This window comes from Marinibium conchae (genome assembly GCF_015595035.1).
GTDB lineage: Bacteria > Pseudomonadota > Gammaproteobacteria > Enterobacterales > Alteromonadaceae > Glaciecola.
The window spans coordinates 659,474-682,152 of sequence record NZ_JADNRN010000002.1 but is presented as its reverse complement, the minus strand read 5'-3'; the positions used below and the strand labels follow the sequence as shown (position 1 = coordinate 682,152).

The 22,679-nt window shown below is 43.3% G+C and carries 15 protein-coding genes; 4 read left to right on the top strand and 11 right to left on the bottom strand.

What is annotated here, in order from left to right; all coding sequences use genetic code 11:
• From ISG33_RS10695 to rppH, 6 genes are all read right to left on the bottom strand, one after another.
• Positions 1-1,020, bottom strand: a complete 1,020-nt coding sequence (locus tag ISG33_RS10695; RefSeq protein WP_195733580.1) for a response regulator — start codon at positions 1,018-1,020, stop codon at positions 1-3.
• A gap of 177 nt (positions 1,021-1,197) precedes the next feature.
• A complete protein-coding gene (locus tag ISG33_RS10690) occupies positions 1,198-2,049 on the bottom strand; it encodes a thymidylate synthase (RefSeq protein WP_195733579.1) in 852 nt (283 codons plus the stop codon).
• On the bottom strand, positions 2,049-2,855 hold the full coding sequence (lgt, locus tag ISG33_RS10685; RefSeq protein ID WP_195733578.1) for a prolipoprotein diacylglyceryl transferase: 807 nt from the start codon (positions 2,853-2,855) through the stop codon (positions 2,049-2,051). The genes ISG33_RS10690 and lgt overlap by 1 nt, the downstream gene beginning before the upstream one ends.
• A 3-nt stretch (positions 2,856-2,858) precedes the next feature.
• Complete coding sequence (locus ISG33_RS10680) at positions 2,859-3,665, bottom strand: sulfite exporter TauE/SafE family protein (protein WP_195733577.1); 807 nt, start codon at positions 3,663-3,665, stop codon at positions 2,859-2,861.
• Between the two features lie 10 nt (positions 3,666-3,675).
• Complete coding sequence (gene ptsP / locus ISG33_RS10675) at positions 3,676-5,964, bottom strand: phosphoenolpyruvate--protein phosphotransferase (protein WP_195733576.1); 2,289 nt, start codon at positions 5,962-5,964, stop codon at positions 3,676-3,678.
• Between the two features lie 44 nt (positions 5,965-6,008).
• Entirely contained in the window at positions 6,009-6,554 is a 546-nt protein-coding gene (gene rppH / locus ISG33_RS10670; RefSeq protein ID WP_195733575.1) for an RNA pyrophosphohydrolase, read from the bottom strand.
• 143 nt (positions 6,555-6,697) lie between these two features.
• Between rppH and mutH the strand changes: the two genes are divergently transcribed.
• Complete coding sequence (mutH, locus tag ISG33_RS10665) at positions 6,698-7,381, top strand: DNA mismatch repair endonuclease MutH (RefSeq protein ID WP_195733574.1); 684 nt, start codon at positions 6,698-6,700, stop codon at positions 7,379-7,381.
• 41 nt (positions 7,382-7,422) lie between these two features.
• Here mutH and ISG33_RS10660 read toward each other — a convergent pair whose 3' ends face one another.
• Positions 7,423-9,066 carry an FMN-binding glutamate synthase family protein gene (locus ISG33_RS10660; RefSeq protein ID WP_195733573.1) on the bottom strand — a complete coding sequence of 548 codons (1,644 nt, stop codon included), beginning with the start codon at positions 9,064-9,066 and terminating at the stop codon, positions 7,423-7,425.
• 241 nt (positions 9,067-9,307) lie between these two features.
• Positions 9,308-10,570 (bottom strand): L-fucose:H+ symporter permease, encoded by a 1,263-nt coding sequence (gene fucP, locus ISG33_RS10655; protein ID WP_195733572.1) that lies wholly within the window; start codon positions 10,568-10,570, stop codon positions 9,308-9,310.
• 400 nt (positions 10,571-10,970) lie between these two features.
• Between fucP and ISG33_RS10650 the strand changes: the two genes are divergently transcribed.
• Positions 10,971-11,987 carry a LacI family DNA-binding transcriptional regulator gene (locus ISG33_RS10650; protein ID WP_195733571.1) on the top strand — a complete coding sequence of 339 codons (1,017 nt, stop codon included), beginning with the start codon at positions 10,971-10,973 and terminating at the stop codon, positions 11,985-11,987.
• On the opposite strand, the gene ISG33_RS10645 is transcribed toward ISG33_RS10650, so the two are convergent.
• Genes ISG33_RS10645 through ISG33_RS10635 form a run of 3 tightly spaced genes read right to left on the bottom strand, consistent with a single transcriptional unit; the run spans position 11,984 to position 17,389 of the window.
• Positions 11,984-13,066, bottom strand: coding sequence for a glycoside hydrolase family 5 protein (locus tag ISG33_RS10645; protein ID WP_195733570.1), 1,083 nt, complete (start codon positions 13,064-13,066; stop codon positions 11,984-11,986). The genes ISG33_RS10650 and ISG33_RS10645 overlap by 4 nt on opposite strands.
• Before the next feature lies 1 nt (position 13,067).
• Positions 13,068-15,530, bottom strand: coding sequence for a glycoside hydrolase family 94 protein (locus ISG33_RS10640; protein ID WP_195733569.1), 2,463 nt, complete (start codon positions 15,528-15,530; stop codon positions 13,068-13,070).
• Positions 15,527-17,389 carry a sodium:solute symporter family protein gene (locus ISG33_RS10635; protein ID WP_195733568.1) on the bottom strand — a complete coding sequence of 621 codons (1,863 nt, stop codon included), beginning with the start codon at positions 17,387-17,389 and terminating at the stop codon, positions 15,527-15,529. Before ISG33_RS10635 ends, ISG33_RS10640 begins: the two co-directional genes overlap by 4 nt.
• A 581-nt stretch (positions 17,390-17,970) precedes the next feature.
• Between ISG33_RS10635 and ISG33_RS10630 the strand changes: the two genes are divergently transcribed.
• Both ISG33_RS10630 and ISG33_RS10625 read left to right on the top strand, forming a co-directional pair.
• Positions 17,971-20,994, top strand: coding sequence for a TonB-dependent receptor (locus ISG33_RS10630; RefSeq protein ID WP_195733567.1), 3,024 nt, complete (start codon positions 17,971-17,973; stop codon positions 20,992-20,994).
• Between the two features lie 128 nt (positions 20,995-21,122).
• Positions 21,123-22,679: a tryptophan halogenase family protein gene (locus ISG33_RS10625; RefSeq protein ID WP_229333533.1), complete on the top strand. Its 1,557-nt coding sequence runs from the start codon at positions 21,123-21,125 to the stop codon at positions 22,677-22,679.

Below are 22,679 nucleotides of genomic sequence, written 5' to 3'. Positions count from 1 at the left end.
TTAGCCATCTCCTTGAGTGACAAGACGCTTGAATACTTTATCAACGTCTTGATCAGGTATAAGCATAAGCAATTCAAAATTCAGATCATGTTTAGATATGGCGTAAGCAATCTCTATCGCTAATACTTTATCCCAGCGATTCACATGATTATTCATAAGCTCATACAAGTCACAGTGCATGCCTAAAATAATCGGGGAATTATGAGTAAATTTCACATTTAACTGTTCAGACAGGGCATTCAAACAAGCACCAATGAGAATGTTAGATACGTCCATTAGCGTTTCTATTTCGGCGGCGTCATTCATGTCATCAGGATTGGAGCCTAGCAGTTTAGCCATACTTGCAACATTAGCATCATTGAACAAAATAAGTGCTTCGCCGCTTATGCCTGTGCTGATAAAGCCTTTGGAGACTGCCGACATCTGTGAGTTTTTGTTTACCTCATCCAATGCCATATGAAGTTCATTACTATGCAATAAGCTTACATTCGGTATAGGCAGCTCAATAAATTCGTTAAGAACTCTTGCTAGATTTTCACCAGCCTGCCCCATTGCAACATTTGCTAACTCCCGAAATGCATCTAGCTTTTCATCTTCGTCGGCAGTGTCAGAAAGCTGAGTGCTTTGCTCGCGTTGTTGAGCACTGGTATCGCCATCGTAGATGCCATATTTCGATAAAATGGAGCTGAGTTTTTCATTGTCGATAGGTTTACGGATAAAATCGACCGCGCCCATCGCTAACATGCGCTTGCGAGCCTGCTCTTGAACATCGCCAGAAACTACGATAACCAATGATGGCAAGTCTTCAGATCGAATGATCTCCATGGTCTGATAACCATCCAAAACAGGCATATTGAGATCAAGGAAAAGAACATCTCCCTTACCCTCTTTAATCATGTCGATGGCTTGTTGCCCATGTTCGGCGAAGGAAATACTAATATCCCAACCATCGGGCAGGGAGCGTGCCATCGCCTTGCGAGCAAATCCCGAGTCATCACAAATAAGGACAGATACAGTCATAAATATAGCTTATTAATTAGTTGCCTATGCATGATACCCAGATATTGAAGAGCCGTTAGTTATGGCTATGTAAACTACTAAGATTATATCGGCAATGCAAATCAAAAGATTAACCTTAAGCTCACCTAGGTATAAAATAGCAAACCTTAATACTTGTCCTTCTTAGGCAGTCCGTGTTTACACCGAAAATGGATAAGCGATGGCATCGTGATGTTGATAGTCATGTACGGTAAAATCATCGGTACTAACCCATGTTTCAATATCGTCAAGCGTTTTTATGTTTGGATTAATTTCCAGTCGAGGGCTAGGAAATGGCTGTCGCGTGAGTTGTACATCTCGCATTAGCTCAAATTGATTCTCATAAATGTGAGCATTAATGATTTTATGATAGGCTCTTTTTGGTTTTTTAGCGGTAATTTGCGCAACCAAGGCTAACAGCACGTACACTTGAATCTGATTAAAATTAAGGCCCAAGGGTACGTCGCACGAGCGCTGATAGCTAGTTAGATATAAATCGTCGCCTAATAGTGAAAAGGTATGTGTATGCATGCAAGGTCGCAAACAGCCCATATCGAACTCGCCTGGGTTATAGAAAGTGATAATTTCGCCACGATCATCTATGCCTGCACTCAGGTTATGTATGACTTTCTTAAGTTGATCAAGATGCGTACCATCAGGTTTCTGCCATTTGCGCCCTTGTACACCATAAACGCGACCCATATCGTCTTTTCCTTTACGATGCGGGTTTGCTAACCATGCCTTATTTTCATTAGCATTTGCATTCCATGTATTACACCCGATGTTTCTAAACGCTTCGGCGTTGTCGTAACCTCGCAAATAACCTAGCAACTCAGCAATCGCGGCTTTGTAAAAGCTCTTTCGAGTAGTAACCAATGGAAAGACTTGGTTTTCAACATCATATTCTAGTTGCGCATCAATCACTGTTAGGCACTTTTGAGCTGTGCGCTCATTAGTTAACCATGTACCTTCATTTACAATCCGCTGGCAAAGTGCTTCATACTGGCTCATTATGCTTTTTCACCCTTTTTAATGGAGTAGATAATTAACCCTAAACCCGCCAATATCATTGGAATACACAACATTTGGCCTTGTGACAGACCAAAAGAATATAAATCCAAATGGGCATCAGGCTCACGGAAATATTCTACAATAAATCTAAAGCTGCCATAACCCGCTAAAAATAAACCCCCTACTGAACCGACCGGTCTTGGTTTAGCAGAATACAGCCACAAAATAACGAACAAAACAGCACCTTCTAGGGCAAATTCGTATAACTGCGATGCATGGCGAGGGTTTGGCCCTGCTCCTGGAAAAACGAAAGCCCAAGGAACATCTGTCTCTCGACCCCAAAGCTCGCCGTTAATAAAGTTACCTATGCGCCCAGCACCTAAGCCAATTGGCACCAATGGTGCAATAAAATCCCCCACCCTCAAAAAGCCCCAATTTCGCTTTCTTGCATACACGTAAGCCGCCACAATAACGCCAATACAGCCACCGTGGAAAGACATACCGCCTTCCCATATTTTGAATAAGTACAAGGGATTGTCGAGAAACATGTCGAAGTTATAAAATATGACATAACCGATGCGTCCGCCTAGCACTACGCCCATAAACCCCCAAAACAAGAGGTCACTGAGTTGGTCTTTTGTCCAATCGGTGCGATGTAATCTACGATTTGCTAACCAAAAAGCAGCAACAAATCCAACCAGATACATCAAGCCATACCATTGCAGTTTGATAAATCCAATCTCAAAAATAACAGGATCTATATCCGGAAAGCTCAGGTGAGGCGACGCTGCTGCAAGTGTTAACATGTATTACTCTATTCCTATTATCATTCTGATACTCACTAAGACCAAGAAAGCAGCAAATACTTTCTTCAACTTCACCGTATCAAGCTTTTGTCCAAGTTTTGCGCCAATCGGCGCGGTAAACATCGATGTACATATTATACCTAGCGTTGCTGGAAGATAGACGTATCCCAGCGAAAAATCGGGTAAGTAAGGCTTCGACCAGCCCGTATAAATAAAATTCAATGTGCCAAAAAAGGCGATAATAATACCACTGAATGCAGCACAGCCGATGGCCTTTCGTATATTAACTTGAAACCACACCAATGCGGGTACAATGAGTGCTCCACCGCCAATGCCCATCAATGCAGCAATAAAACCTGTGCTCACACCAATAGCGCCTAAACCGATTTCTCCGATGCTGTTTTTCGACGCTTTTCGCCCTCCAAAAACCATTTGTAGCGCGATAACTATAACCAGAACTGCAAACACACGTTGTAAGACGACACCTGAAATATGGCTTGCAAACTGCGCCCCCAAGGTCGCCCCAATAGCAATACCAAAACCACAATAGGTAATGATTCTGCGGTCGAGATTACCTAATTTATAGTGACTCCTGGCAGACGATAGCCCGGTCATGATCACAGTCGATAAAGACGTAGCAATGGCAATTGGCATGCTATTCTCTACCCCGATATCAAGGAAGAAATGTAGCAAGAAAACCAAAGCTGGCACTATCACTAAACCACCGCCAATGCCTAAAAGACCAGCCAATACACCAACAACCGACCCGATTAGGGCACACAACAAAAATATTTCTATACTAGGGGTCATTTATTATTCACTAAGCTCCAGCTCTTACCAAGCCACCAAGCCCTTTAGATTCTAGGTAGTTATTAACAATGAGCTTTACGTCCTCAGGCCCTTTGGAAGTCAGCACTTGATCAAGTAGACCTCGCAATTCAGCCTCTTCGACATTACGTATCACCCAGTTAATTTTGCGCAAACTGTGTGCGTTCATACTTAACTTGCGATAGCCCATCGCCATCAGAATTAATGCACCTGCAGGTTCACCTGCTAATTCGCCACAAACTGTGACTGGAATTGAACACGCATTTGAACTTTTTACTATCTGATGTAATGCAAGTAGTACCGAAGGATGATAACTAGAATAAAGTGAAGACACCCGAGTGTTATTTCGGTCTACTGCTAGCAAATATTGCGTTAAATCGTTGGTTCCTACGGAGAAAAAATCTACGCGCTCGGCTATCTGAGGTAACTGGAAAATAACCGCAGGAACTTCCAGCATTACCCCAATTGCAGGTTTGCTGAGAATGCCACCTGTTTTACTGGCTTCCTCCCTCACTTCATGGAAGGCTTGACCAATCAGCCGTTTCGCATCATCTACTTCACTAATAGAAGAAATCATTGGAAGTAAAATATGCAGGTTACTTAGCCCAATGCTTGCACGAAGCATTGCACGTACTTGAACTAGAAAAATCTCAGGATGGTCGAGGGTTAAGCGGATTCCACGCCAGCCCAAAAATGGATTTTCTTCATTGATTGGAAAATACGAAAGTGGTTTATCGCCGCCGACATCGAGCGTGCGCATGGTCATTTCTTTATCAGGATAAGCTTCTAACAATTCACGATAGAGCACATATTGCTCGTGTTCTGATGGAAAGCGCTCTCGCAGCATAAAGGGGATTTCAGTCCGGAAAAGACCCACACCGGCCCCCATTTTATTACCTTCCATCTCCAAGCCAGCCGACAAACCTGCGTTGACTAGTAAGGTCATGCTACAACCGTCTAGCGTAGCCGATGGCGCATCGGCCTCGCTAGAGATGCGCTTAACTAAGGCTTCCTCTTCGGCGATGAGTTGTAAAAATTCTTGTTTAGCTTGGTTTTCAGGCTCAACCACTACCAGCCCTGAATAGCCATCAACAAATAGCTCAGCATTGTTAAGAATACCAAGCGGTACTTTCGCCAACCCCATCACTGCTGGAACGCCCATTGCTCTGGCAAGAATTGCCGCGTGTGAATTATTCGAGCCTTGAATAGAGACTATTGCTTTGAGATTTTCGGCAGGAAATTCGGCTAACATTGGAGCCGTAACTTCTTTAGCAACCAAGATTGCGTCTTTAGGAATTGCTGAAGAGCGCGCAATAGGAGAGCTAGTATCATCCATTATATTATGCAAGATACGATTTGATAAATCGACGATATCAACTGCACGCTCCTGCATGTAGGAGTCTTCCATTGCAGCGAATTTCGCTGCATAGCTTTCAACGACCAACTTTAGAGATGAAGCGGCATTCCAGCCTTCTCGAATTTTCTGTTCAACTTCTCTACCCAAACTATTTGCATCAAGTAGCTGATGATAAAGTTGGAATATCGCTTTGACATCCTCAGGCAGGGAATCACCGAGATTGTCGGATAACAAACCAACTTGAGAGCGTGTTATTTCAACGGCTTTTCGATAGAGATCAATTTCCTCTTTATGCGCTCTCGACTTTTTCACCACAAGCTGATTTAGCTCGTGTTTCATATTCAAAACCACCCCACGACCTAAAGCTAAGCCGGAGGAGCCGGGCACACCGTTTATATTTTTTTGGCTAAAGTTGGTGTCTTCATTGACTAAATCTGACGAACCCAACATTTCTGCGTTTGCTATTTCAAGACCAATTTGAGTTGCCAGTGTCACCAAAAACGCTTCTTCGTCCTCACTGAATCGACGCGCACTTTTCTGCTGCATCGACATCACACCAAGCACCTTGCGTTGATGAATGATAGGCGTACCGATAAAGGCGAAAAATTTATCTTCGTTTACTTCTTCAAAGTGCTTAAAACGGGGATGAGAAGGGGCATTTTCTATATTGAGGGGCTCTTCACGCTGACCAACCAAGCCAATAAGCCCTTCGTTAAAACCAATTTTAACTTTGTTTACAGCACTTTTTTCAAGACCATCAGTGGCTTTTAAGACCATCACTTGCTGAGTATAGTCAGCGAGATATATAGCGCAGGAGTCGACTTTCATCGTTTCTTTAACCAAGGTAGCCAAGCGAGCCAAAGCGGGCTCTAAACCCGGTATTTGGTTAACTTCCTGAACAATACGTTTCAAGGTAGTTAGCATATTTATAGCTCCATCTAGCATGTAAGTTGCGCACGAAGTAAGTACTAACGTTCGCTGCTTGCCCCTCGAGAACGACGTCTTTTATGCTTTCTATGGTTATGAGTATTTGGCTTAAGAGTTGGTAACACTAATGGTGAAAACTCTTTCATCACTTTTCGGTAGACATCACGTTTGAAGGAAACGACATTACGAATTGGGTACCAATAGCTTACCCAACGCCAATCATCAAATTCGGGATGCCCTGACTGTAAAAGGTCAACGTCCTTTTCATCACACTTTAAAGTGAGTAAAAACCACTTTTGTTTTTGTCCGATACAAAGAGGAGTTGACCCCTTTCTTACAAGGCGTTTAGGCAATTTGTAACGCAGCCAGTTGCGAGATACTCCCACAACATTAACGTCTTTTTCAAGCAACCCAACTTCTTCGTGGAGTTCCCTATACATTGCCTGTTCGGCAGTTTCCCCTTGGTCAATCCCGCCTTGAGGGAATTGCCATGAATGTTGACCGTAACGACGGGCCCAGAACACCTGCCCCTGCTTGTTACATATAATAATGCCAACATTCGCGCGGAATCCTTCGGCATCAATCACTTAGATTACCCAGCGCTTTTAGTCTTTCATATAACGCCATTCTTCCATAAACTACACAGTATGCAAAGCGCTAGTTTACATATTTATGAATTCCGCTAAGTTTATAGGTTTAAATGCTTAGTGCCTCAAGGAAGTAATGGAAAATGTCTGTCATCAAACCGCCTCAAAATGCGCCATCGTCAATTGAAGAATTAATGCTGCGCGCTACTGCCTTATCGGGTTTAAGCTTGGGAGACCTAGCGACTGCGGCAGGTATAAAAACACCAGCCAACTTTAAAACTCAGAAGGGCTGGAGTGGTCAGTTGATTGAATTGTGGCTTGGTGCAAGTGCGGGTTCAAAACCAGAACAAGACTTCCCAGACTTAGGTGTAGAACTTAAAACACTTCCGCTATCTCATGCTCATCAGGCTTTAGAAACTACCTATGTATGTTTTGCCCCGCTGACAAATATTGCAGGAATTACATGGGAAACATCAAATGTTCGTAATAAATTGAGTTGCGTTCTTTGGCTGCCGATCCAGGGGGAACGAGAAATCCCTCCTTCAGAACGTTTAATTGGCAATCCTATTCTATGGCGAGCGTCCCCTCAAGAAGAAGCTCAACTAAAACAAGATTGGGAAGAATTAATGGACATGATCAGCTTAGGCCAAGTGGAGAGCATTGACGCCACCGTCGGCAGTGTCATGCAATTACGTCCTAAAGCTGCAAACGGTAGTGTTCTCACCGATGCAGTCGGACACGATGGCAGCATCATTCAAACTCGCCCGCGGGGTTTCTATCTGCGTAAAAACTTCACCAATGCAATATTACAAAACAGCTTTAGTTAGCGCGAAGCGAATACCTACTCAACATCGTTAACATCGCATCATTATGCATTATTGTCGCACAACGACTTCGTTTCTTGGTTGATTGTGGTCAGGGTTTTTGCTGGCGCAAAGCTGTGCGCGCTTGCCTCGTCAAAGTCTATTTGATATTTCGTTGCAATATCTCCACTTAAGAAGCCCCCTATTTGCATATGCTCAAATAGCTCATCGTAACGTTTAACGCTTTGCTGATTCACTCGCCTAAAGATATGTGTACGATTCAATTCACATGGTGATGCTAGGCCCGCTGATGAAACAATATCGCTAGTAGCATGCACTGTTTTTTTATGAAACTGAAAAACTCGAACAGCTTTATTTTCTGGTACTAAACCCGCATAGAGTGATGGGTCTTGGGTAGCAACACCCGTTGGGCACTCGTTGGTATTACACGATAATGACTGTACACAGCCCAGGGCTAACATCATACCTCGGGCGCTATTGCAAATATCAGCACCTAGGGCTAGATTTTTGACCAAATGAAAACCGGAAATTATTTTACCCGAGGCGATTATTTTAATGTCTTCGCGAAGACCAAAACCAACCAGACAATCATCTACAAAAGCTAAGGCCTCACGCAAGGGCGAGCCGATTGAATTCGAATACTCCAAGGGCGCAGCTCCGGTTCCGCCTTCACCGCCGTCTACGGTAATAAAATCAGGCGTGATATTCAGCTCAACCATGGCTTTACAGATGGCCATAAATTCACTTCGTCTACCCAGCGCTAATTTGATGCCGACAGGCTTATAACCCGATAACTCTCGCAATTGCTGAATAAATTGGATTAACTCTAATGGCGTTTTAAATGCACTATGGCTGGGCGGAGAATCAACTTGAGTACCCACTTTAACACCTCGAATATCAGCGATTTCTTGGGTGTTTTTGTTTGCTGGCAAAATCCCTCCGTGGCCAGGCTTTGCACCTTGAGACAACTTAATTTCTATCATCTTTATATTTGGATGCGAGGCTTGCTGAGTAAACTTATCAGCATCAAAATTGCCGTGTTCGTCGCGACAGCCAAAATAGCCAGTGCCTATCTGCCAAACCACATCAGCGCCATGCTCAAGATGATAAGGACTCACACCTCCTTCGCCTGTATTATGATAGAAGCCGCCGAGTTTTGCGCCTTTGTTGAGGGCAAGTAAAGCTGGCTTACTCAGCGAACCAAAACTCATCGCTGAAATATTTAAAATACTCGCCGAATAGGGTTGTTTGCAATGCTTCGAACCGATAGTGACCCTCGGGGAAGCGTCGATATCGTTAACATTTAGCGCTGACAACGAGTGACCAATCCACTCGTAGCCCGACTGGTAGGTATCCACTTGCGTACCGAAAGGGATGGTATCGCGACTGTTCTTGGCTCTTTGATAGGCAATATTACGGAACATTCTACTAATTGGTGCGCCGCCTGTATCTGTTTCAAGAATATACTGCTGAATGAATGGCCGCATACTCTCTATCAACCAACGTGCTCTGCCAAGTAAAGGAAAGTTCCGCAAAATAGCATGCTTACGTTGTTGGCTATCATAAATTGCTAGACCTAAAAGCAGGAGTGTTATTAACACCAAGGGCCACAGCGAGCTTACAAAGAAGACAAGGGCGATGCTAACAGTGTTGATGATAAGTAGTGTGCCAAATATAGTCTTTCGCATATAATTCCTTATAGAATTTGCTGTCATGATTCAAGCAATGAGTCATTTTTGACCCTTCAAAAACCCATGTTGGAAGGCGCTCTTGTAAGAAAAGAACGTGTATGAGGCCCATATATTTCAATTACTATAGAGCCTAGCATGAAATGTGCAACACAAATAAAAAGCGCCCTAACAATAGATTGCAAAGGCGCTTAGATATTTTACTCACACTCGCTACGAAAGAGTGTTCTGATAAAGACGTTTAATTTGGCTTGTAACCTTTGAAACCATAGAATGCAATATACAAATAACAGAATATGGGTACGATAAACGACAACTGAATGCCAATTGAATCTGCAACCAAGCCCTGCAATGGTGGAATCAAGGCCCCACCTACAATTGCCACACACAGGAAGCCCGACCCACGACTACTCAATGCGCCTAGTTTGTGTATTGCCAAACTAAAAATGGTTGGGAACATTATTGAATTGAAGAAACCCACTGCAATGATTGACCACATAGCAACTTTTCCGTCAGTCAATATCGTTACTGCAACCAATATAAGCACCATGATGGCGTTAAAGGTCAGTACCCTATTTGCCGCAACCTTGAGCATTACGTAAGCTCCAATAAAGCGGCCAATCATTGCGCCGCCCCAATAATAAGTAACATAAGTGGCGCCCTGCTTCTCGGCAAGCCCCGCTATATTTGGTTCTTTGAAGAAATTAACCAGGAAACTACCAATAGCCACTTCGCCACCAACGTACATAAAAATTGCGATTACACCAAGAATTAAGTGCTTATGCTTCCAAACAGAATCATTGGGGTCGATAACGGCTTCTTCATCTTGTTTTAAATTAGGTAACTTTATGAAGCTAAAGATTATCGCTAATGAAAACAGCACTGTTGCCAACAAATAATATGGAAATTTCACTGACGAGGCTTGGTCGAGATAATACTGGCTAAGTTGCTCAGGATCCAAAAGGGCCAGTTGTTCAGCGCTTAAAACAGCAACCGACAAGATGAAAACCGAGCCAAAAGCCGGTGCCAAAGTAGTACCCAAGCTATTAAATGCTTGGGTAAGTGTAAGTCGACTGGAGGCCGTCTTTTCAGGGCCTAAGTGCGACACAAATGGGTTGGCCGAGACTTGCAATATTGTTATTCCAGAAGCCAACACGAATAAAGCTAATAGAAAAACTGAATATTGATGCACGTCTGCGGCCATAGCAAAACCAACACAACCTATTGAAGCGATTACAAGGCCTATAACCAAGCCTTTTTGATAACCGGTTTTTTTAACCATAATACCGGCGGGATAAGATACTAGGGCGTATGCGCCAAAGAAGGCCGAGTTAACAGCCATTGCCTTAAGATAAGTAAGGTCGAACAAAGCCTTCAAATGTGGGATTAGGATGTCATTTAGACTTGTAATAAAGCCCCACATAAAGAAAAGAGAGGTGAGAATTGCAAGCGGCAGATAATATGACGGTTGCTGACTGGGTGCTTGCGCATTTACTGTGCTCATTGAAGTTCCTTTTTTGCGCTTAATTTTTGGCGCATAGCGTTTTACTGGTTGGCTTTTTACTGTTTAGCTTTTTACTGCTTAGCTTTTTACTGTTTAGCTTGTTACCGTTTCGCTTTTTAACGCTTGATGAAGTAAAACCAAGCTACTTATTGTAAATAAGATGTATATTTTTTATTAAAATGTATAATGTAAACGTTTTCATAGAAAGTACAGATATTGAATGACAATTGCAATAAAAAAACCTGAGTTTTTTTGTTTTTTTCATGCATTTTTATTAACAAATGCTATGCTATCGCACTAAACATACCGTTTATGTAAACGGTTGCATTCGATGTGATTCATTGATCAACGAAATGTAAAAAGCGCGCTGAAGTAAAGCTGAAAAATAAGAGATATTGCTGTGTCCAAAATTGGAATCAAAGATATTGCTAGCCAGTCGGGAGTGTCGTCCGCAACGGTAAGTCGAACATTGCGGAGCCCAGAGTTAGTAAGCGAAGATACGCGTAAGCGCGTGCTTGAAGCGATCAAAGCGACAGGTTATAAACCGAATCGCTTTGGGGCAAGTCTGCGCACCCAGAAAAGTGGTAACGTTGTTGTTGTTATGCCAGATATCACAAATCAGGTAAACGCAGGAATTATCCGTGCCATTGAAAGTGAAGCTCATAAGGCTGGTTACTGTGTATTATTAGGTGATACTCAAAACCAAGAGGAGCGCGAGCAGCATTACGCCGATATGGTTACCTCTGGCCAAGCCGATGGTATTCTTATATTCACACCAAACCTGCCTTTTTCTCTGAAAACAGATAAACCAATTTCTGAACAATTGCCGCCATTAGTCAATTCATGTGAAGAAATCGCGAATGATGATATTTATAAGGTAGTGATAGACAACAAAGCGGGCGCTAGAACAGCGGTGCAGCATTTGCTGGATTTAGGCCATACCTGCATTGCAGCTGTGATGGGGCCGAAAGATACGCCTAGTACCCTCGACCGTCTTGCAGGTTACAAACAAGCACTGACGGAAGCTAATATAGAAATAAACCGAAATTTGATTATTCGAGGTGACTATCGCACTGAATCCGGCATTGAAGCGATGGAGAAGTTGTTGCGATTACGCCATCGCCCAACGGCTGTTTTTTGTTTCAGTGATGATATGGCAATTGGTGCAATGAATACGCTTCGTGAATACGACTACCGCATACCGCAGGATATCTCAGTTATTGGCTTCGACGATATTTCGTACTCTAAGCTGATGTATCCAAAGTTGACGACTATTCGTCAACCATTGGAGGACATTGGTAGAAATTGTATGCGGGTGCTACTAGAGCAGCTAAGAGGCAACAAACCAGCACAGAAAATCACTGAATTACCTTTTGAACTAGTTGTTAGACAAAGTACTGGCCCAGTTCCCCGTTAGCGGAGTGCCTGTTTGAAAAAAGCGCCCTGTTGAGTGGGTTCAAAATCCCAGTTCTTGATCATGGTTGGCGACCAATCAGGATCGAAACACCAAGCAACCCATGAAATATTTCGCTCGTTCATGTATTCAATAATCATTGGCCCGTATGAGCCATCGTTAATTACCGGAATATGAGCGCCATAGCCATCGGCATTTACCCAACCCAGCTCTGTTGCAATGATGGGATGAGTTTTAGCCACATCGCCCCATGCTTGGTCCCACAATTTGAAGAAGGTCTCTTTGTTACCATCAGGTACTTGCTCCTTTTGTGGATACGGATGTGAAACGTAGGCAATACCTGGGCGCTCAATCGGGTCTGTCATCACTGGGCGCAAATCGTATGCCCAGTTAAAGCCTGCAACTAATGGGATGACATTGCGATCGTGGGCATAAATTACATCAATCACTTTTTCATTGAATGCTTTCCATTCCTTCCAATCTGCAGTGCCCGCCTTACCGCCAATATCCGTTGGCTCGTTGAATATTTCATAGACCGCAATAGTTGACACACCCACGTAACGCTTGGCGATTGTTTGCCAGAACTTCAGTGTTTCTTGTTCTGTCGTTTCGTACATAGGGTGCTGAAACAAGCCGTCTGGTAGGTAGCCAATTGAATGCCAATCAATAATTAGATAAATATCTAAGTCGTTAGCCCATACTACCGCTTCATCAATTAACGCCAAATAGTCTTGTTCGCCTGTGGCACGCCAGCCTATAGGATGAATGGGAAGGCGAATGACATTCACTCCCCAGTCTTTTAGCTCTTCGAAAAGTGCTTTGTTCCATTGGTTGTCGGCAACAAGTTTATCGGGAGCCGCAACGTTCATCCCTTTGAAGAGAAAAGCACTCCCTTTAGCATCAACAAGTCTATTTCCATCAACCTTAATAAACGCCTGAGGCTTCAAGCTGCTGTTATCAAATGCACTAGGGTAGGCAATATTCCACCAATCCTTTTGCAGTTCTGCTGAATAAGCAAAAGCGCTTATAAATAGACTCAAAATAAACGTAAATATAAATTTTTTTGCAATCAACACTTTCATGCTAGCCTCTTGCCTTTAATATGGTCAGCTCTACCTTGTGTTCACCATGGTACTTAGCATAATCAATAATGTTTGATTCTTGCTCTTCGCCATCAACTACAAGCCTTAGTACACCAGCAGAGATATTATCAGGGTTGCTCATTTTTATGTGATAAGTGGCTCCGCGATATGCACGAGTCACTTCGATTTCTGGCCAAGCTTCGGGTAAACACGGCTTCAATGCCAAGCCTTTATAGTCCGGTTGAATACCCAGAATATAGTGAACGGCAGCATAATAACACCAAGCCGCGGTGCCCGTTAGCCACGAGTTTTTCGCTTGCCCCGGTGTTGCGGCATCTTTTCCTGCCACCATTTGACTATAGACATAAGGTTCACTTTTACGCAAATCTTGTATGTCTTGCAAAAATGATGGGGTTATACGCGAAAAGTAGTCAAAGCTCTTGTTGCCATTCCCGAGCATCGCTTCTGCAATCACAATCCATGGGTTGTTATGACAAAAAATACCGGCATTTTCTTTATAACCTGGAGGATAAGAGGTAATTTCCCCAAGGTATTTATCATATTCGGAATACGCGGGTTGTTGCAGCATTACGCCGTGTTCAGTCGCAAGATGCTTGTCAACTGACTGCAATGCTTTGGCTGCCCTACCGTCGTCTAAGCCGATGCCGGCCATAACGCAGAAACCTTGAGATTCAATAAATATCTTACCTTCCTTGTTATCCTTACTACCCACTTTATCACCAAGTGCATTGTAAGCACGAAGAAACCACTCTCCGTCCCAGCCATGCGCATCTATCGCTGCTTTCATTGCATCAATATGTTGCTGGCAGCTTTCAGCGAGTGAGCCTTTACCTAGCTCGTTGCACAGACTTACAAACTCTTGACCATAAGCTACAAATTGCCCAGCAATCATGAGGGATTCAGCTACGTTCGAATCACCACGTTGAGTGGTTTGGAAAGATTCATTTGGATCTGTCGAGAAACAGTTTAAATTCAAACAGTCATTCCAGTCTGCGCGACCTATCAAAGGAAGCTTATGCGGCCCCAAATTATTCACCACATGATTAAAAGCACGATTTAAGTGATCGAAGTGAGTTGCTTTATTACTTTCGTCATTATCGTAAGGGACTAACTCATCGAGTATGCTGAAGTCGCCAGTTTCTTTAATATAATTGCAGGTCGAAAACACCATCCACATAGGATCATCGTTGAAGTTACCACCAATTGCACTGTTACCCTTTTTCGTTAAAGGCTGATATTGGTGATATGCTGACCCGTCTGCTTTTTGTGTGGCCGAAAGGTCGAGTATTCTCTCTCTTACCTTTTCTGGCACCATGTGTGCAAAACCAATTGTGTCTTGGTTGGAATCTCTGAATCCCATACCTCTGCCAATGCCAGACTCATAAAATGAAGCACTTCGAGATAGGTTAAAAGTCACCATATTTTGATATTGATTCCAAATGTTCAAGGCTCGGTTAAAGCGGTCATCTGGGGTTTTTACATGACACTTATTCAACAAATCGTGCCAGTAGGTATTTAGTGCTGCAAGCGCCGCATCAACCTTTTCAGTGCTGTCAAACCTTGCTATCAGCTCATTCGCAGGTGCTTTGTTGATAACGCCTGGTGCTTCCCACTTTTGCTCATGCGCTACTTCAACGTAGCCCAAAACAAACATGAATTCTTTACTTTCACCGGGTGCTAGCTTCATATTAACGTGATGTGAGGCAATAGGAGACCAGCCATGAGCTTTAGAGTTCGTAGATTGCCCATTAGTTACTGCTAGCGGTTTATGAACACCCCTGTATGGCCCTAAAAATGATTCGCGGTCAGTATCAAAGCCAGTAATAGGCTGATTGACATGAAAGAAGGAATAGTGATCGCGACGCTCACGATATTCGGTTTTGTGAAAAAGTGTGCTGCCTTCAATCTCAACTTCACCGGTCGACAGGTTGCGCTGAAAATTGGCACCATCGTCTTCTGCGTTCCATAAACACCACTCGATATATGAGAACATGCTAAGGTCAGTCGCGCTAGAACCATTATTTGTTACGATCAACTTATGTACTTCAGCGGTTTCGCCAAGAGGGACGAAACAGGTTAACTCAGAGCTAATGTTGCCTTTGGTTGCCAAGAATTTGCTATAGCCCATGCCATGCCGACATTCAAAGTGATCAAGTTCGGTCTCAACAGGACGACCCGAGGCAGACCACATTTCATCATCAGTCTTGAAATAAAAATAACGACCACCTGTATCCACTGGCACGTTATTATAACGATAGCGCGTTAGACGACGAAATTTAGGATCTCGGTAAAAACAATACCCACCAGCAGTATTCGAAATCAAGCCATGAAAACCATCGTTTCCAAGATAATTTATCCAAGGCGTTGGGGTGAATGGACTAGTGATAACGTATTCGTAATTTGCGTCATCAAAATGACCGTATTTTTTATTTAAATTGCTCATAATGCTGTTGATCTTAAATTATCGTACCAGTTCTTTTTCAAGACTAAGGCACTTATCAGAAGTATCGCCATGGTAACCGACATCGATTGCCACTCTTTAATCACGATAAAGATGGGCAAAGCTACCAAGCATGTTTGCGTAATTACACCAACCACGATATTTTGCGTATCGCGTTTGAAGTGTGGATTAGGCGTGAAGTCTGGGTTTTCTTTCAAAACAGCTGCTTTGATTGGGCCCCAGAAACCCCAAGGGTTTACGGTTTTATAAAAGGACTTCAGCACTTCTCGATCGTCTTCTTTGGTATACAGGCTTGTAAGCACACAAATAAGACCCGAAAAGACCAAGATAAGCGGAAATACGGTGAGCGGCACGATGTCGCCAGCAACATCCGGGAAGATAAGTTTGAATATAGGTGGGAACACCAAGGCTGCAACAATACCCGACAACATACCGTAAAAATAACCGAGGCCATTTAAACGCCACCAATACCATTTCAAAATATTTGAAATGACGTAGCCACCCCATAGCCCAGATACCAACCATTGCAGAACACTATTGATGCTCTGTACATACAAACCAATAATGGTACTGATCACTACAACCGATACCGACACTAAATAGCTCGCTCGGATAAGCGTTTTGTTTGACGCGCTTGGGTTGATGTAGCGTAAATAGATGTCGTTCACCAAGTAGGCAGGAGCCGCGTTCACTGTCGATGCAAAGGTAGACATAAAGGCTGCAATCAAGCCCGCCAATAAAATGCCCATAATGCCAACAGGTGCGAATTCAAGAATGGCGCTTGGTAGGATGTTTTCAAAATCGAGCTTGCCACCCGACATCAGGTCTAACTTGTCGTAGAAAACAATTGCAAGGACGGTGAAACCAGCAATCATGAAGTAGCGAATTGGCATTAACACTATGGATACGAAGCCACTCATTAAGGCTGCTTCGCGCGGAGACTTCGTTGCCAAAATCTTCTGCATATCATAGTTTGGTGCCGGTCCAGCAGCACTTACTAATACCCCTTTAAATACCATCATCATGACGAAGATACTGAACAACGAATAGCCATCAGATAGGATTTTTTCGTTGATTTCGTCGATTTTACCCGACCAGTCCACGTCCAGTGTCCAGCCAAAGAAAGGATTTGCCCACCCTTCTGGCACTGCCGCATCAAGCATCTCTGGCGTAATAGAAACCATCGCAATGATGCCGATAGCTAGCGCTGCGAAAGTCATGATCGTGAACTGAAGCACATCAGCCCAAACAATACTCATCATCCCGCCGAGCATAACGTAAAGCGTAGCAATTGAAGTAAACAAGATGCCGTAAAAATAAGGCACGTTTTCGTCAGCTAAATCGAAAGGCAAATAAGGCGATACTGTTTCCCACGGAATAAATATTTCAATGAACTTGCCAATCCCAACAAAACCATAGGCAAGGAAACCGAGAACACCGATAATGGCGAATAGCACTACCACTAGGTGTGCGAGTTTACCGCCCTGCCCGTCGCCGAAGCGCGTGCGCATCCATTCGGCGCCGGTAAGAACATTCGATCGACGCAACCACATCGACAAATACACCATTAAAAACACCTGGTTAAATACAGGCCACAACCACGGTATCCAGATACTTTTCAAGCCGTATACGAAACACAAAGTAACCAGCCACATCGTGCCTGAAATATCGAACATGCCGCTAGCATTGGATAGACCAAGCATGTACCAAGGTAATTTCTTCCCACCTTGGTAATACGCTTGCATATCCTTTGATGCACGCGCTTTCAAAACGAAACCAATAGCCACAATGGCGACCAGATATGCAAGTACTATTGATACATCTATCAAAGAAATTTTCATGTTATTCACTTTGTTTCATTTATTTTCAGGCCGACGGGCGCGTTAGCACTTTGATAACGCACATGTTGCTTGCACAAAATATGAACTAATAGTAAGTCTCATTTATGTACAAATGTATAACCTATTGTTTTAATTAATATTAATAAAAATTAAAACAGTAATTATGTAATAATGAGGCCTACGTTATCGCAAAATGTAATCGTTTACAATTTAATATAACAAATCGTTTACCTAAAAACGGCTGGAGAGCCAATTTTCTGAGTAAATTACTTTTACCAAATTCAACTACTTAGCTGTGAATCAACTGTGTAGAAGCCTGTTTTTATTGGCCTACAAGAGCATCCTAAAAATACAATTTCATAATTACCAAACTAAAAACTCAACAAGAAAGCGCTTACACAATAAATTAACAAAGTATTGACAATTGGTGAAATCATTATTATGTTGGCAATATGTTTAGATGTTTTCGACGTTTTTGTACGATTTTTAAGCATTTCATCAATTTGTGAGCGTTTTTTTTGCACAGCAATGAAAACGATTACATAAAAAGTAGCAGTTAGGCACACACTAGGATAAGACTGATGTCAAAATACAATAAAAGAAACGCAAAAGGTTTGAATACACTATTTAAGTATTCATTGCTTGCATCTGCAGTTATTGGCGTAACTTCTGCGCAGGTATATGCGCAAGAAGTAGCAACCGACGAAGATGAAGAAGTGGTTGAAGTCATCGATGTACGAGGCGTACGTGGAGACTTAATCAAAGCGCAAGACATGCGAAGAGAAGGCGAAACACTTCTTGACGCTCTGTCAGCATCGGATATCGGCGTATTACCAGACAGAAGTGTACTTGAAGCTATTTCAAGAGTACCTGGTGTGGCTATCGGTCGATTCGCTGCGCCAAACGACCCTGACCATTTCGGTACCGAGGGCTCTGGGCTTGTTGTTCGTGGTTTGACTCAGGTTAGAAGCGAATTCAACGGTCGTGATACTTTCAGCGCAAACTCTGGTCGTGGTCTTAGTTTCGAAGATGTTCCGCCAGAACTTATTGGTTCTGTAGAAGTATTTAAAAACCAAACCGCAGACATGATTGAGGGTGGCATTGCCGGTTCAGTAAACCTGAACACCAAAAAACCTTTCGATTCTGGCAAGCGTATTTTAGCGTTTTCTGTCGACGCGACTTATGCCGATTTCGTTGAAAAAATGACGCCGAGCTTTTCTTTCTTATACAGTGATGTATACGAAACCGATGCAGGTAAATTTGGATTGTTGTTGAATGCTTCTGCTTCTGAACTCAAAGCACGCTCAGACGCAACTCAGGTTGGTCAGTTTGAAGAGCAAAATGCGCAATACGACGGGCAAACAGTTTTCGTTCCACGCTCAGTGCGCCTTGCTCGCAAGGAAGATGATCGTCAACGTCGCGGCTTTGCAGCTGTTGTTCAATGGGAAAACCCTGAAGATACATTAAATGTTACTGCAGAATTTATACGTTCAGATTCGAGCTTGTCTTGGACCGAAAACTTTATCGAACTAGCTGATGACAACTTCAGGGATCTTGTTCCTGCTGAAGGCACAAGCTACGAGTTTGATGACGAAGGCTATTTCCAGCAAGGTGTTATTAGCTCAACTGCAGGTTGGCGCGGCAATGATGAACCAGAAAGACTCCCAGGTGGCGTGTTTGGTGCTCAGCACGCAATGGGTGCTCGTGCTCGCTTAGACGACTCAGAAGTACAAGACTTAAGCTTAAACGTTCAATATAATCCTAATGATTCGTGGGCCTTCAACTTCGATATTCAGCATATAGAGTCCGACAATCAAATCCAAGATTTTCAACTCCAAGGCGCAAGCAGAGCCACTGTTGGTCTTGACTTAACACAAGGCAGTGTACCAAGAGTATCTCTGTTTAATCCAGGTTATTCGGCTGACAACCCAGGGCCTCAAAACAACCACTTTACGAACCCAAGTTGGACCTTTTGGCGTTCCGCGATGGATCATGTATCAGATAACGAAGGCGAACAGAGCTCATATCGTTTCGATGCTAAATATATTTTAGAAAGTGGCTTGTTTACTTCAATCAGTGCCGGTGTTCGTTATGCTGATAGAGATCAAACCACGCGCGAATCTACCTATAACTGGGGTAACCTTACTGAAGCTTGGGCTGCCGGCGGTATCGGTTGGTTTGACGATCCAGAAGTCGCTGATCTAGCTTATGAAGAAATTAGTTTCGACAACTTTGGTAAAGGTGGCATTCTTGACATCGAAGGTGGTAATAGTCTGCTTTTCCCTGCAATGGACTTAGCTGTTAACTACCGTGGCGCAACTAGTGCCCTGGCAGCAGTGGCACATGCTGATGGCTGGAGCCCACTTGCAGCAAGAGATGGTGCAATCGGAGACTTTACGCCAAACGAAATCAATGAAACAGAAGAGCAAAGTACTGCATTGTACTTCAAAGCAAACTTCGATGGCGAAGTAGGCGATATGGATTATCAGGGTAACTTCGGTTTGCGTTACGTGAAGATAGAAAACGATACCGCTGGTTTTGTTTCCTTCCCTGATAACGTGCCAGATGATGCAACCTCACCATTCAATGTGCTACCAGCGGATCAGGCTGCATTCGGTGATGCGGGTTCAACTGAGCAAGTCGCTTCATCTGAATACACTAACGTATTGCCAAGTTTCAACGTTAAGTTAAACGTTAACGAAGAGTTTTTAGTCCGTTTCGGTTTTTCAGAGTCAATCGCATTACCGCAACTTGGTTTGCTACGTAACTTTGTACAGATTAACGCTGAAGATCTAACGCAAGTCGTTGATCCGAACGACATAGTAAATGGTCAGCCACGAGTTGTATCTGCTGAATTTGACCGCTACACCGCAAACTCAGGGAATCCATTCTTAAAGCCAATGGAATCATATAACTTCGATTTGACCTTCGAATGGTATTTTGCAGAAGCGAGTTCACTCACCGCATCATTGTTCTACAAAGATATTGAAAATTACTTCATCAACGGTGTAAGTGAGCGTGAATTTACCAATAATGGCGCAACTCAGATAGTTCAGGTGCGTGGGCCTAGTAATGGTGACGAAGGTAAGATACAAGGTTTTGAAATTGCCTATCAGCAATTCTTTGACTTCCTACCAGAGGGCTTTGACGGACTTGGTACACAGTTTAACTATACCTACGTAGACGACGAAGGTTCTCAGAACTCCAATTTATCTCCGGATAACCCAGGGGGCTCTAACAGAACCTTACCTCAGTTTGATAATTTGCCGCTTGAAGGTTTGTCTCAACACAACATGAACGCAGTTGTTTTCTATGAAAAATATGGCGTAAATGCGCGTTTGGCATATAACTGGCGTTCAGACTACTTGCTGACTACTCAAGATGTTATTACTTCGCTTCCGATATACAGTGAAGGTGCAGGCTTCCTAGATGCTTCTGTATTCTATGAAGTGAATGACAGCTTCCAAGTAGGTATTCAAGCGACCAATATTACCGATACAGAAAGCGTAACGCGTATGCAAATAAACCAAGAGGGCGATCTGCGTACTCGAGGCGTGTTTGTTAACGATAGTCGTTACAGCTTCATCGTAAGAGGTAATTTCTAAAAGTTGTGTCCCTGATAGAACTTGCTTCTATCTTAGTTTTTGCCGGCTCTACCCCGAGCCGGCAATCACTTTTTTAAATAGTTGTAGTCTGATATAAAGAGAACTCAGACATTATTTTGAGCGTAAACGTGTTCGAAAATCACAAAAAAGATAGCAATCATATCGTTATTCTAGGGGGCGGAAGCGCCGGGTGGATGACTGCCGCCGCACTTTCCAAGTTACTCTCTAAAAGCTACTCCATTACCCTCATTGAATCAGAAGCTATCGGCACGGTAGGTGTTGGTGAGGCTACGCTTCCTCATCTAAGAGCTTTTAACCAACGTTTAGGCATCAATGAACAAGAATTCATGCGTGAAACCAGTGCAACCTACAAAGTGGGTATCGAATTTTCAAATTGGGGCGATCTTGGACAGTCTTACATTCACCCTTTTGGCGACTATGGGCATAAAATTAATGGCATTAATTTTCACCACTTTTGGCTTAAACAACACCTTAGTGGAAACGCTCATTGCATAGATGATTATTCACTTCCAGTTGTTGCAAGTTTGGCCGAAAAATTTGCTTTCCCGAGCCAAGACTATAATCATGTAAGCTCAACGTTTTCTTACGCCTATCATATTGATGCTGGCCGCTATGCTAAGTATTTACGTCGCTTTTCTGAAAATCTGGGGGTAACTCGAATTGAAGGCAAAATAGTCGATGTCATACAACGAAGCAGTGACGGTAACATACACACTCTGGTGACCGACAAAGGTCAACGCATCGAGGGCGATATATTTATTGACTGCTCAGGCTTCAGAGGGCGCTTGATAGAACAAGTATTAAAGGCGGGTTACGAAGACTGGTCAAAGTGGTTGCCATGCAATAGAGCCGTTGCCATTGCTTGTGAACAAAACACTCCCCCACTTCCTTACACAAAGGCAATCGCGCGCGATGCAGGTTGGCAGTGGCGTATTCCCTTGCAGCATCGTTTGGGCAATGGCCATGTTTATTGCGACAGTTTTATGAGCCAGCAAGTGGCCTTGGATACTCTTCAGCAAAATCTTACTGGCAAGGCAATGACCGAACCAAATCATTTACGCTTTGTTGCTGGCAAACGTAAAAAAGCGTGGTCTCACAATTGTATTTCAATTGGACTGTCTAGTGGATTTTTGGAGCCCTTGGAGTCAACCAGCATCTTCTTAATACAAGCAAACATCATGAAGCTTGTAGAACTTATTCCTAGCGATGACGAGATGACAGCGAATAGGGATGAGTTTAATCGAACTTTCGATAATGAAATGGAACGGATCAGAGACTTTTTGATCTTGCACTACCACGCCACACATCGAGAGGATAGCGAATTTTGGCGCTACGTTAAAAACATGTCGATACCACACAGTCTTGAAGAAAAAATGGGGCTATTCCGAGAATCAGCTTATATCGAATCATACGAGCATGGTTTATTTTTGGAACCAAGCTGGGTCGCGGTGTATATGGGGCAAAAATACTTTCCAAAGAGCTACGATCCAAGAGTCAACGCAGTGGATGAAGATTACGTTCATAATATGATGTCGGCTATACGCAGTGAAGTAGCCAGCTATACTGCGCTTATGCCTAGTCATGCAGATGCCTTGAAAGCAATCTCTATTCCGAGCAAACGAGCAGAGTCGTCGGCACACTCGCTCTATGGGCAAAGGCGTTAA